Source organism: Pseudoalteromonas sp. SR43-2 (assembly GCF_014163885.1).
GTDB lineage: Bacteria > Pseudomonadota > Gammaproteobacteria > Enterobacterales > Alteromonadaceae > Pseudoalteromonas > Pseudoalteromonas distincta.
The window spans coordinates 1-14,268 of sequence record NZ_JACJED010000007.1; the positions used below are offsets into that span (position 1 = coordinate 1).

At 39.9% G+C, this 14,268-nt stretch carries 14 protein-coding genes and 1 pseudogene; 5 read left to right on the forward strand and 10 right to left on the reverse strand.

Annotated elements, in window-relative coordinates:
• Positions 1-130, forward strand: a pseudogene (locus tag H5120_RS07790) (elongation factor Tu); the annotation flags it as partial.
• A gap of 239 nt (positions 131-369) precedes the next feature.
• Here H5120_RS07790 and H5120_RS07795 read toward each other — a convergent pair.
• The 5 genes from H5120_RS07795 to H5120_RS07815 all read right to left on the reverse strand — a co-directional run bounded on the left by H5120_RS07795 (position 370) and on the right by H5120_RS07815 (position 6,093).
• A complete protein-coding gene (locus H5120_RS07795) occupies positions 370-1,566 on the reverse strand; it encodes a dipeptidase (RefSeq protein ID WP_024606595.1) in 1,197 nt (398 codons plus the stop codon).
• Between the two features lie 64 nt (positions 1,567-1,630).
• The gene (locus H5120_RS07800; RefSeq protein ID WP_182671841.1) at positions 1,631-1,885 is read right to left on the reverse strand and encodes a YheU family protein; all 255 of its coding nucleotides are present in this window, start codon (positions 1,883-1,885) and stop codon (positions 1,631-1,633) included.
• A complete protein-coding gene (locus H5120_RS07805; RefSeq protein ID WP_149594417.1) occupies positions 1,885-2,874 on the reverse strand; it encodes a hydrolase in 990 nt (329 codons plus the stop codon). The genes H5120_RS07800 and H5120_RS07805 overlap by 1 nt, the downstream gene beginning before the upstream one ends.
• A gap of 890 nt (positions 2,875-3,764) precedes the next feature.
• On the reverse strand, positions 3,765-4,187 hold the full coding sequence (locus tag H5120_RS07810) for a TIGR02444 family protein (protein WP_182671843.1): 423 nt from the start codon (positions 4,185-4,187) through the stop codon (positions 3,765-3,767).
• Entirely contained in the window at positions 4,171-6,093 is a 1,923-nt protein-coding gene (locus H5120_RS07815) for an ATP-binding cassette domain-containing protein (protein ID WP_182674031.1), read from the reverse strand. The genes H5120_RS07810 and H5120_RS07815 overlap by 17 nt, the downstream gene beginning before the upstream one ends.
• A gap of 132 nt (positions 6,094-6,225) precedes the next feature.
• Here H5120_RS07815 and H5120_RS07820 point away from each other — a divergent pair, with 132 nt between their 5' ends.
• The gene (locus tag H5120_RS07820; protein WP_007378899.1) at positions 6,226-6,429 is read left to right on the forward strand and encodes a YheV family putative zinc ribbon protein; all 204 of its coding nucleotides are present in this window, start codon (positions 6,226-6,228) and stop codon (positions 6,427-6,429) included.
• Positions 6,430-6,461: 32 nt separating this feature from the next.
• Here the strand turns inward: H5120_RS07820 and H5120_RS07825 are convergent, their stop codons facing one another.
• Together H5120_RS07825 and H5120_RS07830 are read right to left on the reverse strand one after the other, a co-directional pair.
• Positions 6,462-6,677, reverse strand: a complete 216-nt coding sequence (locus H5120_RS07825) for a SlyX family protein (RefSeq protein ID WP_004335946.1) — start codon at positions 6,675-6,677, stop codon at positions 6,462-6,464.
• On the reverse strand, positions 6,664-7,662 hold the full coding sequence (locus tag H5120_RS07830; RefSeq protein ID WP_182674032.1) for a WD40 repeat domain-containing protein: 999 nt from the start codon (positions 7,660-7,662) through the stop codon (positions 6,664-6,666). Before H5120_RS07830 ends, H5120_RS07825 begins: the two co-directional genes overlap by 14 nt.
• 215 nt (positions 7,663-7,877) lie before the next feature.
• Here H5120_RS07830 and fkpA point away from each other — a divergent pair, with 215 nt between their 5' ends.
• A complete protein-coding gene (gene fkpA, locus H5120_RS07835; protein WP_182674033.1) occupies positions 7,878-8,630 on the forward strand; it encodes an FKBP-type peptidyl-prolyl cis-trans isomerase in 753 nt (250 codons plus the stop codon).
• Positions 8,631-8,696: 66 nt separating this feature from the next.
• Here fkpA and rsd read toward each other — a convergent pair whose 3' ends face one another.
• The gene (gene rsd, locus H5120_RS07840; protein WP_138489928.1) at positions 8,697-9,167 is read right to left on the reverse strand and encodes a sigma D regulator; all 471 of its coding nucleotides are present in this window, start codon (positions 9,165-9,167) and stop codon (positions 8,697-8,699) included.
• A 529-nt stretch (positions 9,168-9,696) separates the two neighbouring features.
• Here rsd and hemE point away from each other — a divergent pair.
• Entirely contained in the window at positions 9,697-10,761 is a 1,065-nt protein-coding gene (hemE, locus tag H5120_RS07845; RefSeq protein ID WP_182671846.1) for a uroporphyrinogen decarboxylase, read from the forward strand.
• A gap of 107 nt (positions 10,762-10,868) precedes the next feature.
• On the opposite strand, the gene sthA is transcribed toward hemE, so the two are convergent.
• A complete protein-coding gene (sthA, locus tag H5120_RS07850; RefSeq protein WP_007378904.1) occupies positions 10,869-12,299 on the reverse strand; it encodes a Si-specific NAD(P)(+) transhydrogenase in 1,431 nt (476 codons plus the stop codon).
• Positions 12,300-12,312: 13 nt separating this feature from the next.
• Positions 12,313-13,446, reverse strand: a complete 1,134-nt coding sequence (locus H5120_RS07855; RefSeq protein ID WP_008138662.1) for a fatty acid desaturase — start codon at positions 13,444-13,446, stop codon at positions 12,313-12,315.
• A 126-nt stretch (positions 13,447-13,572) separates the two neighbouring features.
• Here H5120_RS07855 and fabR point away from each other — a divergent pair, with 126 nt between their 5' ends.
• A complete protein-coding gene (fabR, locus tag H5120_RS07860) occupies positions 13,573-14,196 on the forward strand; it encodes an HTH-type transcriptional repressor FabR (RefSeq protein WP_002961087.1) in 624 nt (207 codons plus the stop codon).
• Positions 14,197-14,268: the final 72 nt, after the last annotated feature.

The window sequence follows — 14,268 nt, forward strand, 5'->3', positions numbered from 1 at the left end:
GCCTGGTGATAACATCAAGATGACAGTAACTCTAATCGCACCAATCGCGATGGATGAAGGTCTTCGTTTTGCTATCCGTGAAGGTGGTCGTACTGTAGGTGCTGGTGTTGTAGCAACTATCGTAGAGTAATAATTAACTTTTAAGTTAATTGTTAGAAAAAGGTCACCCAGGTGGCCTTTTTTAATGCCTGAAGAAAAGTGATTTGCTCCTATATAGCTTTATTGCCGTAGCTTGGGTTGAGTTTTGCGAAGCCTGAGGAAAAAGGTTGCTGAAAATAACTGAGCTCTTAAATATAAGCACGGCTAGGCCGCGCTTATATTGAGTTAGCTCTTGGTCTTTTAGCCAATTACTAATATATGATAAAAGCTTTAGTGTTTCTTCGCGTACTCTTGCGCTTGCTTTAACACTCTTAATAAATTGCCACTTAAAATCTTTTTAATATCTTTGTCGCTATAATCTCTGTCCATTAAACCTTGAACAAGATTAGGGTAGCTAGATACATCTTTCAAGCCGATAGGTAATGAATCGCCAACTCCATCATAATCAGAGCCAATACCTACATAATCAATACCAATTAGCTCAACTACGTGATCAATATGGTCAAGTACTTGCTCAAGACTTGCAAATGGATACGGATTTTTAGCACGGTAAGCAGCATCAAAATCTTTACTTAACTTAGTGCCTTCTTTTTTAGCTGACTCTTTTGTACTTTTTAATTGCTTGCCCCAACTACCTGCTTTAGCGGTAACAAAGCTTGAGCCAAAATTGATTTGAATAACACCGCCATTTTCTTTAAGTGCTAATAACATATCGTCATTCATATTACGCTCAAAGCCAGGCGTGTATTTACGAAGTGATGAATGAGAGGCAATTACTGGTGTTTTAGAAAGCTCCATAACCTGATAAAACGCATCATCAGAAATATGCGATACGTCAATTAGCATGCCTATATTATTCATTTCAGTGACAAGCTTTTTACCAAATGGGCTTAAGCCTTTCCATTTACGGCGTATATCGTAAGACGAATCTGAAATATGGTTGCTTTGAGAGTGCGCTAGCGTGATGTAACGAATGCCGCGGTCGTAAAAGTGCTGAAGGTTTTTCATATCACCTTCGATTGGAGAGCCATTTTCCATACCCATGGCTATAGACAGCTTACCTTGTTTAAATTGCTCTTCAATATCAGAGCTTGAGCTCGCAATAGCAAACTTATCGGGTGCGCGCTGGACTATGGCTTCCATACTATCAATCATTTGATTGGCTAGCTGGTAGCTTTTTCCTTTACCTTCAAATTCCAAATGCGCAGGAATATAAATTGACATAAATGGGGCGTTTAAACCGCCTTTTACAGCGCGAGGATAGTCAAAATCGCCATCACTAGTTGCTTTGGTTACATCAACCCAGCTTTCGTGAATTCGATAAGGTACGTCAATATGGGTATCAATTAAAATGGTATCTTTAGCGAGTTTAATTGCCTTATCAGATGCTGTTATTGTTTGTTCTGCTTGGGCTTGGCTAGTTAAAGCTAGTGATATGGCTACCACTAGAGTGCTGAGTTTTATCATGTTTTGGCTCTTTGGGTAAAAAGCCATTGTGTACGTTCAATTCAAAAGTTACAAGTACTACGCCCTAATCAAACGACTGTGCTTGATGCTCTTCACTTTGCAGCGCTTTAAATTCACCTTTTGAAATTATAGTTACAGACTCGTGTAATTCTGAGAAAAACACCATCGCTTCGCCATTTTTAAGCTGCAGCTTTACTTGGTTAACTTTAGATTCGATGCTTGCTTCTACTTCACCATAATCGGTACCTTCGCGTAATACATAGCTTTCGATTAAGTTATAAAGAGTGTCTTGATCGAGTTGTTCAAAAGGGATAATCATTACTGCTTGTTACTCGCTTTATTTAATATGTGTTGGCCAAAATAATACGGCACGGCTTTCTCTAACCAAAATACAGGTTTAAAAGGGTTGTTACCGCTAATAAAACCTACATGGCCGCCTTTCTCTGAGACGCACAGCGTAACATGCTCACTGACATCTTGCCTACTCGGTACGGCTTTAATAGAGAGCATGGGGTCGTCTTTAGCGTGAATAATAAGCGTAGGAATAGCGATGTCTTTTAAATACGGCATAGCACTGGCTTTACGGTAGTAATCGTGTGCGTTTTCAAAACCGTGTAACGGTGCTGTAAGTTGGTTATCAAACTCTAATAAATCATCAATATTCATTAATTGATCGGTAGTTATAGGAATTTGCTGCTTAATTTGCGGCAATTTACGTTGCATCGACTTTTTCATTCGATCGAGCAGATATTTTTGGTAAATTTTACCTAAACTTTTACGAATAACATCACTTGATGACGACAAATCATAAGGCGCTGATACCACTGCAGCTGCATTGAGCGGGCAGTTTGTATTCTCTTCGCCTAAGTACTTAGCAAGCACATTACCACCAAGCGAAAAGCCTACGGCAACCATCGCTCTATTTGGGTATTGCTGCTTTAAATGATTAATAAAAAAAGCTAAATCGGCGGTATCACCACTGTGATAAGCACGTGGAAGGCGATTTACTTCAGTTGAGCAGTTTCTAAAGTGCATAAGCACAACTGCATAACCTTGTTTTTTTAAGGCCTTCATCATGCCTTTGGCATAAAAGCTATTTATATTGCCTTCGAGTCCGTGTAAAACAACGGCTAGTGGTGCGGTTTCGTTATGTGGAAGTGACCATGCAAGCTCAATAAAGTCACCATCAGGTGTATCAAGTTGCTCAAGTTCGTAGGACGTATTGTGAAATGGGCGGAAAAAACGCGGCATTATGGTCTGAACGTGACGATTGGTCATCCACCATGCTGGTTTGAACTGAGAGATCATGTTTGTACTACGCACTTTGTATTAAACGAAAAGCTAGTGTATCAAATTTTTCGCTTCAGAAAATAAAAAGCGCCTAACTAGTAAACTAATAAGGCGCTTTAGTGCGTCGTGCTTAATTTTGTTCGGGAATTTCTGCATCATGTATTTTTTTCAAAAAGAAAAAAGCAAAAAAGATACACAAAGAAACAACGATGGTTAAAAACCCAAAAGACATAAATAAAACTGGATCTGTAAAAAAGTCTCTAAAGAATACGCTCATGAGTTGCTCCCCTCGTTGTTGATGGGTTAATCATAGGCGGTGTTTGCAGGTCGCAACATGATCGAGATCAAGTTATTTTTCTAAGCAGGTGTAGGAGTGAAGCTAAGTTGATTTAGATCATGTTTTAAGGGTTGGTAAGTTATTACCACTGAGAGCTAAGAGAGTTTTTCCTTAAAAAGTAGTGAGTTGATCGTAACTCATTTTTCCACTTTATTTAAAAGCGTAGCGCTTTAAACATTTTTGAGTAAAACACTTAAAGATTTTTGCACAAAGAGAAAAAAAGAGAAGTAAACGAGGGGGAGAGCAATAAACTACTTGAGCCAAATAATTGCTCAATATTTATATTTTTACCTGGATAATCTAGTTTGTTTTCCTCTAAAAGCGAAACGCCTCTTAACCTCTTTGTGAGTAAATTACTTGAAGGTTTTTTGCATAAAGAAAAAAGAATGAGAAGTAAATGAGGGTAGATCAATGAACTACTTGATCTGACAGTTACCCATTTTTCATCTGGATAATTTAGTTTGTTTTCCTCTAAAAGCGAAGCGCCTCTTAACCTCTTTGTGAATAAATTACTTAAAGGTTTTTTGCACAAAGAAAATAAGAAGTGGAGGAGGGTATAAAAACTAATACCCTAAGTGGCTTTCACATATAGCTCAATGTTGTTTGGCTCTGAAAGCTTGACTAATTCAAGCTCATTTACTGTTTCAACCAACATATGTTGCTGCTGTTTTTCAAGCTTCAGCTCAGCGCTTAGCAACTCTGCGCGTATTGTGGCGTAATCACTAATCGCATTCTGGTTAGCTTTTAAATAGCTACGAGCGGCGCGCAGAGGTTGTAATGCGTGAGTATCAAACTCACTAACTACTTGCGTTAACTCATTTAGTTGTTGGGTATTAATACTTAAATTTAATGAGTCTAAATAAAGTAGCAATAAGCATAAATTAACGTTTTTTCCTTGCTGGTTTTGTAGTGCCAGCAAGGTGGTTTGTTGCTCAGGCTTTGCGTACAAGGTGCACGCAAACTGCCAAAAATGGTCACTATTGAGTAAGTTCATCGGCGAATGCCTGCTCTTTTTCTTCCATTTCTTCAAGTGCCATAAGTAACTCTTCTTCAACGTCGTTAAGTTTAGGCGTAAGGGTTGCTTGCTTGGCTAATAACTCTTTAAGCTTGGCTTTGTTGTCGTCGTTGTAGAGTTCGTTATCACCTAAGGTCACTTCAACTTCACTTAACTCGGCGGTGAATTTATCGAGTTGCTTTTCAAGCTTTTCAATTTGCTTTTTAAGTGGTTGAGTGGCCTTTCTAAACTCAGCCTCTAGGCGTTTTTGCTCTTTACGGTTAACACCTGGATTTGCTTTAGGCTCGTCGCTTTGCTGCGCTTTAACCGCTTCTTTATTGGCATTGAGTAACCACTGGTAATACGCATCTAAGTCGTAACCAAACTGGGTTACTTTGCCGTCATCTACTAAGTAAAACTCATCGGCGGTATTTTTAAGCATGTGGCGGTCGTGCGATACGGTAACCATAGCGCCTTCAAAGCCTTGCAGTGCCATAACAAGTGCATGGCGCATTTCTAAATCAAGGTGGTTTGTAGGCTCATCGAGTAGTAATAAATTTGGTTTTTGATACACCAACATGGCAAGTACTAAGCGTGCTTTTTCGCCGCCCGAAAATGGGGCTACAGGCTCAAGTGCTTTATCGCCAATAAAGGCGAAACCACCTAAAAAGTCACGTAGTGATTGCTCAGTGGCTTTTGGGTCGAGGCGTTGTAAGTGCATTATTGCACTGGCTTTTAAATCAAGAGATTCAAGTTGATGCTGCGCAAAGTAACCAATATTTAATCCGTGATGCTGAACAACTTCGCCCGCTTGCGGCTCTAAATCACCAGAAAGCAGTTTAATTAACGTTGATTTACCTGCGCCATTTCGACCTAATAAAGCAATTCGGCTACCTGGTACAAGGTTTAGCTCTATATTATTTAAAATAGTGACGTCACCATAACCCGCTTTGGCTTTATCTATTGTCATTAGTGGGTTTGGCAATGCTTTTGGCTCTGCAAACTCAAAGTTAAACGGCGAGTCGGCATGTGCTGGCGCTAGTTTTTCCATGCGTTCAAGTGCTTTCACACGGCTTTGTGCTTGTTTAGCTTTACTGGCTTTTGCTTTAAAGCGCGTTATAAACTGCTCAAGGTGAGCAATTTGATCTTGTTGCTTATCAAACATCGCTTGTTGTTGTAGCAAGCGCTCTGCTTTTTGGCGCTCAAACTGCGAGTAGTTACCTTTGTACACGTTAATAAGTTGCTTATCTACATGCCAAATTTGATCAACCACCGCATCTAAAAACTCACGGTCATGAGATATAAGTACAAGGGTGCCGGTATAAGCACGCAAAAAGCGTTCAAGCCAATAAACGGCATCTAAATCAAGGTGGTTTGTTGGCTCATCGAGTAGTAGTAAATCGGCGTCGCGTATTAATGCTTGGGCAAGGTTTAAACGCATACGCCAACCACCAGAGAACGAGCTAACTGGATTTTCTATAAGGTTATTGGCAAAGCCTAAGCCGTGTAATAGCTCACCTGCGGTTGATTCAATGCTATAGCCTTTAATGTTCTCAAGCTGAATATGTACTTTAGCTTGTGTGTCGCCATCGTTGTTTTTCTCGGCCTCACGCAGTGCTATACGCATTGCGTAGTATTCTGGGTGGCCTTGAAGTACATAATCAATCGCGCTTATTTCAAGGGCAGGTGTCTCTTGCTTAACAGAGGCGATAGACCAATCTTTTGGAATGCTGCAGTTACCGGCATCTAGTTGTAGTTCTGATTTTAGTAAACCAAATAACGTTGATTTTCCACAGCCATTAGCGCCAACAAGGCCGACTTTGTGTTCTGGAAATAACGTAGCTGATGCGTTTTTTAATAAGGCTTTACCGCCACGAAGTAGTTCTATTTCTGAGATTTGGATCATGAATGCGTTACTTTGCTGTGCCCTTGTTAAGTTGGCGCTATCATAACATAGAACTTAATGCTCTTATCAAGCGTATCAACAAGTGAAGTTATACGATAAAATAACGGCAGTTCAAACCACAGGAAAAATGTTGTGAGACAAAAGAAGCGATTTATTGCTGGTGCATCGTGCCCTGACTGCAAAGCCATGGATACCATGATGCTATACAGAGAACATGATGTTGAAAAAGTAGAGTGTGTTGAGTGTGGTCATAAAATGGCGCAACCCGATAACGCTGTTCAGGCGTCTACTCGCCAATTTGAACAAGTAATTGGTGTATTTAAACCGGGCGACTAACCCGGTTTTTTATTGCCTAATTTTTACCGGTTTTAGTAATGCGGTGGAGGCGGCTCAGGTACTTCAGACATCATAGACGATGATGACTGAGACTCTTTAATTTTTTCTGCTAGCAGCTCGGTTTGGCGTTTCATTTTTGCTAACAGCTGTTGGTGCACTTTTATTTCATCATTTAAGACTTCAATCGTTTCGTCTTGAAAAGCCACTTTGGCTTCAAGTTCCATTAAGCGATGTTCAATTGTGTTCATTATTCTCTCGTATAATAAATCGCTCTGCGATACCGCTGGAGCTTTCGGTTAACAACGACTTACCGTTATCTGTAAATGTCACATCTAGCACCACCGCCGATTTAGGCTTACTGCCTTCGCGCGGGGTAACCTGCCAAGTTTGAATTTTTTCACCGCTTGGTATTTGCCACAAATCTACACGCTTATTTGGCGAGCCGGTTGCAAGCAAAGTGCCTTGTTCGTTAAAACGCACAGCAGTAAAAATTTTCTGACGCGCAATATACTTCAGTTTACTCACAAGATCACCTGTAGTCAGCTTCCATACATTTGCTTGTGCCATACTATCGGCCGTAAACGCATAGCGACCTTGTGGATCGAGCGTTACTTGGGTAACACGCGTTGGGTGATTAAAACGATGAATTACTTGTCCGGTACGTGTATCCCAAAAGTAAGCAACATAATCGTTAGAACCACTTAAGGCAAAGCGTCCGTTAGGTGACAGGTCAACGGTGTTAACTTTATCTTGATGACCTAAAAACTCAATACGACGTCCGGTTTCTAGGTTTACAAATACGACAACGCCGTCGCTACGGCCATATAAAACACTACGGCCTTGATTGCTAATGGCAATATCGCGAATACTGGCTTTTTGTATTTTGTAATAACTTTTATTTTTGCCTGTGGTTATATCCCACACAGCAAATGTGGTTTTTTCGGCGGTAACAGCCACGCTGTTATCAAAAGCAATGGCAACAGCGTACACTAGGCTGTCTTGTGACTGCTGCTGAAACCATTGGTATTTTAGCACCTGCTGTTGATTATCCCACAGGGCGACCCCATGGTTGATAGAGGAGATCAAACTGTATTTACCATCGTTTGAAACTGTTGATGAAAACGCACCTTGTGCAGCATGTTCGTAACTTGCTACAGCGTGTTGTTTTTTATCGGTACAGGCGATGGCTAAAAAACAGCTAAATACGATTAAAAAAGTACGAAATATCGACATATTACAGGTATTTCCCCTTAACTCTTAGTGACTGAGAGGTTAGACTAGGACGCGTTAAATGCCTAGGTTGTTTGTCTAATCACTGGATATGTTTTTAGTTTAGCTAACAATATGGAATTTAGTCATTAAACAAGCAGCCTATCATGTGGGCCGTTAATCTTTAACTAGTAATAATACATTAAAATGACAACTGCAAAGTGTGTCGGAGATTTAAAATGAAAAAGACGATTAGATTGTCATTGATTGCAGCGTCAGTTTTAGCGCTTACAGCTTGTAATCAAGAAGCAAAAAAAGAACAAGCAGAAGTTAAATTAGACACTGTAGAACAGCAACAAGCATACGGTATTGGTGCATCTGTAGGTAACTTTTTAAATAAAGACCTAGCAGACAAAACAGAAATTGGTATTGAACTAGACCAAGCACTTTTAATTCGTGGTTTTGAAGATGCGCTTGCTGGCAATGCAAAAATTGACGAAGAAAAAATTCGCGAAGTATTAACTGCACTAGATACATCAGTACGTACTAAGCAAGAAGAAAAAGCTAAAGTAGAGTCTGAAAAAAGTAAAGAAGCAGGCGCTAAATACCTAGCTGACAACGCTAAAAAAGAAGGTGTTACAGTAACTGAGTCGGGTCTACAGTACGAAGTACTTAGCGAAGGCGATGGCGATGGCGAAAAGCCAGTGGCAACTGATGTAGTTAAAGTACACTACAAAGGGACTTTATTAGACGGTACTGAGTTTGATAGCTCATATGCACGTAACGAACCGACAACTTTCCCTCTTAACCGCGTAATTGCGGGTTGGACTGAAGGTTTACAACTTATGTCAGTGGGTTCTAAGTACAAGTTCACTATACCTTCAGAACTTGCTTACGGCGACCGTGACTTAGGTAAGATTCCAGCTAATTCAACACTTGTATTTGAAGTTGAATTACTTGAAATTCAAAATGAAGAAGCATCAGCACAATAATAAGCTTATTGTGTAAATGCAAAAAGGGACCTTAGGTCCCTTTTTTTAATACGTGTAAGTAACGTATTAATTCGTGTGATTAGAAAACAAGTTATCAATAAGCTCATCTTCAAGTGCAAAACGAGCTTCTAATGCCTCACCAATAACAGATAAGTCATTATCAAAGTCTTTCAATAAGTCTTCTTTGTCTACTTCTGCGTACTTATCATTAAAATCTAACGCCACATCGGTTGTGCTAGAAATACGCGGGTAAATAGAGTTTGCAAGCTCTTGGCTTTGTAAGCCCTTTTTTTCGCATGCTTTTGCTATATCGTCATATACTTCAAAATGGCCTGCAGATAGGTAATCCATTAAAAGCTGGCAAAATGATTCAATTAGTTTTGGCTCTGGCAATGCTTGATCTTGCTTTTCGTATGGCGTAAAGCCTGCAATTTTGCAGTAAAGTACAATAAGTTCTTGGCGTTCGTTTAGCCATTTATCAATTACTGTGTGGCTACCACCCCATTTTTGTTGAGCTTTTTCTACACGCGTCAGCATAACTGTTCTCCTAGCTGGGTTGGTTTTTAATTTAAATATAATAAGTTTATATACATCAAGATATATTTAATTTGCGCGTATATCAACAAGTAAAGTTAAGCTACTTTGAGGGGTGTACCTTTTTATATAAACCGAGGTGAGAGATTTTATTTTAGGCAAGAAAAAACCACCAGTTACGGTGGTCTAATTTCTTTCAGTGACTTGTTATAACAAGCTTTCTTATTTTTATGAGATGATTTTTATTGTTATTATTTTAAAACATTTATTTTTATTGTTTTAAGATTTTTATTATTGTTTTTGTTAACGCGGGACAAACAATAACAAGGTTTTTGCAATGTTGCAAACATATTAATAAAAAGTTTTAAATGTTATTTATTTTTGTTTATTTTATAGTCGAAAGGGATTAAAAAACTCCATTCTATTGATCTACCCCTAGGTAAAGCTGTTTTCGTCCCTAAGCAATAGAGGGTCGGAGAATATGGTGGTACAATCTTGCACAATTTATACAAGTCTTAGGATCATTTACGCCATGAGCGAATTAAAAAACGACCGTTATTTACGTGCACTTGCAAAACAACCTGTTGATGTAACTCCGGTATGGATGATGCGCCAAGCAGGACGCTATTTACCAGAGTATCGCGCTACACGTGCACAAGCGGGCGATTTTATGAGCCTGTGCCGTAATGCTGAGCTTGCATGTGAAGTTACACTGCAGCCTCTACGTCGTTACCCGTTAGATGCCGCTATATTATTTAGTGATATTTTAACGATTCCAGATGCGATGGGCTTAGGCTTGTACTTTGAAACTGGCGAAGGCCCTAAGTTTGAACGTCCTATTTCATCACTTGCTGATGTTAAAAAAATTCCAAAGCTAGACCCTACAGACGAGCTTGGCTACGTAATGAACGCAGTAAGCACTATTCGTCGTGAACTTAAGGGCGAAGTACCACTTATTGGTTTTTCTGGTTCACCTTGGACGCTAGCAACTTATATGGTTGAAGGCGGTAGCAGCAAAGTATTTGGTAAAATCAAAAAAATGGCGTTTGCAGAGCCGCAAACACTTCATTTATTACTCGATAAATTAGCTGATTCAGTAATTGATTACTTAAATGCTCAAATTAAAGCTGGCGCGCAATCGCTAATGGTATTTGACTCGTGGGGCGGTGTATTAAGTCCGCGCGATTACAACGAGTTTTCACTGCAATATATGCATAAAATTGTAGATGGTTTAATTCGTGAATACGATGGCCGTAAAGTTCCGGTTACTTTGTTCACTAAAAATGGTGGTCAATGGATTGAAGCAATTGCAGCAACAGGCTGTGATGCAGTAGGTCTAGATTGGACTATTAATATTAGCGATGCTAAACGCCGTGTAGGCGACAAAGTAGCACTACAAGGTAATATGGACCCGTCAATGCTTCACGGTACACCAGAGCGTATTCGCCAAGAGGTAGGTACTATTTTAGAAGACTTTGGTACAGGCAATGGCCACGTGTTTAACTTAGGCCACGGCATTACACCAGATGTAGACCCTGAAAATGCTGGCGTATTTATTAATGCAGTACATGAGCTAAGTGCTAAGTATCATAAGTAATAGTCACTTAAACGAGCTTTAAAACTGTTTAAAAGTAAAAAACCCGCTAAGTTGCGGGTTTTTTGTTACCTATTTATAAAGGCTTTTAAAACTACTTATTTAAGCGGTTATTTAAATAAGCGATTTAAGCCATTTAATGCCGCAACACGGTAGGCTTCAGCCATGGTTGGGTAGTTAAATGTGGTATTTACAAAGTAGTCGATATTATTGCCACCATTTTTTTGTTCCATAATAGCTTGGCCAATGTGAACAATTTCAGAGGCACGTTCGCCAAAACAATGTACGCCAAGTACTTCTTTGGTTTCGGTGTGGAATAATATTTTTAAACTACCTACTTCAGTACCAGCAATTTGCGCGCGAGCCAAATGCTTAAACTGAGCACGGCCTACTTCATACGGTACTTTAGCGGCTGTAAGCTCTTGCTCGGTTTTACCTACTGAGCTCATTTCTGGAATGGTATAAATACCAGCCGGAATATCAACAATCAGCCTGTCATCGCAGTTACCACATGCAATTGCATCAGCAGCTATACGACCTTGGTCAAACGCAGCACTTGCAAGGCTTGGATAGCCAATTACATCACCTACAGCGTAAACGTTATCAATTTCTGTTTGGTATGTTTCGTTAACTTTTAATTGGCCACGGCTATCGGCTTTTAAGCCAATGGCTTCAAGATTTAGTGTATCAGTGTTACCAGTACGACCATTAGCAAATAAAATACAGTCAGCTTTTACGCGTTTACCTGATTTTAGATGCATTATAACGCAGTCGTCACGCGTCTCAATTCGGTCAAACTCTTCGTTATGGCGAATAACAATACCGCTATTCCAAAAGTGATAGCTAAGTGCGTCAGATATTTCTGCATCCATAAAAGCAAGTAGTCGATCGCGTGTATTAACCAAATCAACTTTAGCGCCTAAACCTTTAAATATTGACGCGTACTCACAACCAATTACACCTGCACCATAAATCAGTACACGATGAGGGTCATGCTCAAGGCCAAGTATTGTGTCACTTTCGTAAATACGAGAATGCGTAAAATCTACCTCTGGTGGGCGATAAGGGCGTGAACCCGTTGCTATAACAATCGTTTTAGCAGTCAGTCGCTCAGTTGAACCATCATTTCGTTTTACTTCAATTGTGTGCTTATCTACAAAGCTCGCATCACCTTGAAACATATGAATGCGGTTACGATCGTAAAAGCTACTACGTAAATTAGATTGCTTAGAAATAACAGAACTTGCGTGACGTAAAATATCAGGAAATGTTAAGCGGCTAGGGCGCTCACCAACATTGAATAACGGATTTGCTTTGTATTCAATATAGCGGCTAACAGAGTGGCGAAGCGCTTTTGAAGGAATTGTTCCCCAATGTACACAACCGCCACCAACTGATTCTTGGCGTTCAATAACCGCTACTTTTTTATCGTTTTTTGAAAGGTTCATGGCGGTACCTTCACCGCCAGGACCCGTGCCAATAATTATTGCATCATATTGGTATGTCACGGGTACTTTTTTTTGTTCTGGTTGTTTGGCCACAGCCACTCCTAAATTAATTAAAAGAGGCTTTTAATAACCTCGCATTAAGTGCTAGCCATGCCTGTTTTTGATTTTCCCAGGCGGCTTCCAACTCATGGTATTGTGCCATTAATGCTGAGCGTTCACACTGCTTTGCCATGTTATTTTTTTTAACTTCTAACACTTGTTTTTGTAGTGAACAATAATTTTGCAGTTTTTTCAGCAGTAAATCGTACTCTTGTTGTAATAATGTAATCTTATCTTGTGCTAAAGGCAATTTTGCAAGACGCGTTTGCGTTTTGCTCATGAGCGTTTCGGCCTTCGCTTTTTCGATACGTTCAACAGGAGTACGCTTTAACTTATTGGCTAAACCAACAGCTGCTAAAGAGCGGATCATCCATTTTGTTGGATCGTAATGAAACCATTTAATACCGTTACGGTAGTCGCTTGCAAAAATATGGTGGAAGTTGTGATACCCCTCACCGTATGTAAATAACGCTAAAAAGCCGTTATCACGTGCCGTATTTTTTTCGGTGTATGGGCGAGAGCCCCAAATATGTGCAACTGAGTTTATAAAAAAGGTAAAGTGTTGACTCAGTACTAAGCGTAGTAAACCTGCAAGAATTAACATCCCCCACACATCACCAACCAATAAACCAAGTGCTAGAGGCAAGCCTACGTTCATAGCAATCACAAGCTTTAAGTAATGTTTGTGTTGCCACATAACTATTTTATTGCGCTGTAAATCACGACAATTACTATAATCACCGTAGCTATCGCCTTGGTAGTCACGTAACATCCATCCGATATGGCTATACCAAAAACCATTGGTCGCCGCGTAAGGGTCTTTTATTGGGTCGTCAACTTGACCGTGATGTATACGGTGATCGCTACTCCAATGCAAAGCACTGTTTTGTAGTGCAAAAGCACCGCCAAGCGCAAAAATAAATTCAACAGCAGGGTGTGCGTTATAGGTTTTATGTGCCCATAATCGATGGTAGCCGGCAGTAATTGATAAGCCCGCATAAAACATGCAGCCTACAAAAGCAATCCAATGCGCGCTGGTAAATCCGTAGCTAATGGCGTACCAAGGTACAAGTGTGGCAGCCGCCAAAAAGGTTAGGCTAAAAAATAGGACGTTTGTCCAAATAATCGGTGGTTTATTCATAATTCTCAATCTCAGCGTACAACTGTAAGCTAAAATAGTATTTCAAACTCTCGTCGTCAAGTATTAGACTGGACAATTGAGCTAATATCACTAAATATTCATATAAAATAATTCAGGGAGCTGTTGATGTCGGGTGTTAGAGCGCAACAGAAACAAAAAACACGACAGGCGTTAATTCAAGCGGCATTTAATCAGCTGAGTGCTGATCATAGTTTTTCGAATTTAAGTTTACGCGAAGTAGCACGAGAAGCCGGTATTGCCCCAACTTCTTTTTATCGTCATTTTAAAGACATGGATGAGCTAGGTTTAACCATGGTAGACGAAGCCGGCTTAACTCTTCGCCAACTTATGCGCCAAGCTCGCAGACGAATAGCGAACGATGGCGGCAGTGTTATAAATACCTCAGTGGTTACTTTTATGGAGTTTATTGATAACTCAAGTAACCAATTTAGGTTGTTGCTACGAGAACGCTCTGGGACTTCTAAAGCATTTAGAGCCGCAGTAGCACGCGAGGTAAAACATTTTATTTTAGAGCTGGCTCATTATTTAGAAAGTGAAACTAAGTGCAACGCTATGCATGCCTATATTCAGGCGGAATCTATGGTAACGCTCGTATTTAATGCGGGTGCAGAAGCGCTCGATATAGAAGGATTGCAACGCGACGAATTAATTGAGCGCGTTATTTGGCAGCTGCGTTATATTACTCGTGGAGCCGGGCATTACGTAAGAGAAACGAGTAAAGAAGCATAGCTTAAAAAAATTGTAAAAAGTTAATATAAGCACGGTATATTGCAGTGCTTATTAATTTAAGCGTCACTAGTC

Coding starts and splice junctions, on each gene's coding strand:
- H5120_RS07855 (WP_008138662.1), bottom strand. CDS start 13,446: ATGAATAAACCACCGATTATTTGGACAAACGTCCTATTTTTTAGCCTA.
- fabR (WP_002961087.1), top strand. CDS start 13,573: ATGTCGGGTGTTAGAGCGCAACAGAAACAAAAAACACGACAGGCGTTA.
- H5120_RS07810 (WP_182671843.1), bottom strand. CDS start 4,187: ATGAACTTACTCAATAGTGACCATTTTTGGCAGTTTGCGTGCACCTTG.
- H5120_RS07815 (WP_182674031.1), bottom strand. CDS start 6,093: ATGATCCAAATCTCAGAAATAGAACTACTTCGTGGCGGTAAAGCCTTA.
- rsd (WP_138489928.1), bottom strand. CDS start 9,167: ATGCTGACGCGTGTAGAAAAAGCTCAACAAAAATGGGGTGGTAGCCAC.
- H5120_RS07805 (WP_149594417.1), bottom strand. CDS start 2,874: ATGATCTCTCAGTTCAAACCAGCATGGTGGATGACCAATCGTCACGTT.
- H5120_RS07825 (WP_004335946.1), bottom strand. CDS start 6,677: ATGAACACAATTGAACATCGCTTAATGGAACTTGAAGCCAAAGTGGCT.
- H5120_RS07800 (WP_182671841.1), bottom strand. CDS start 1,885: ATGATTATCCCTTTTGAACAACTCGATCAAGACACTCTTTATAACTTA.
- fkpA (WP_182674033.1), top strand. CDS start 7,878: ATGAAAAAGACGATTAGATTGTCATTGATTGCAGCGTCAGTTTTAGCG.
- H5120_RS07795 (WP_024606595.1), bottom strand. CDS start 1,566: ATGATAAAACTCAGCACTCTAGTGGTAGCCATATCACTAGCTTTAACT.
- H5120_RS07830 (WP_182674032.1), bottom strand. CDS start 7,662: ATGTCGATATTTCGTACTTTTTTAATCGTATTTAGCTGTTTTTTAGCC.
- hemE (WP_182671846.1), top strand. CDS start 9,697: ATGAGCGAATTAAAAAACGACCGTTATTTACGTGCACTTGCAAAACAA.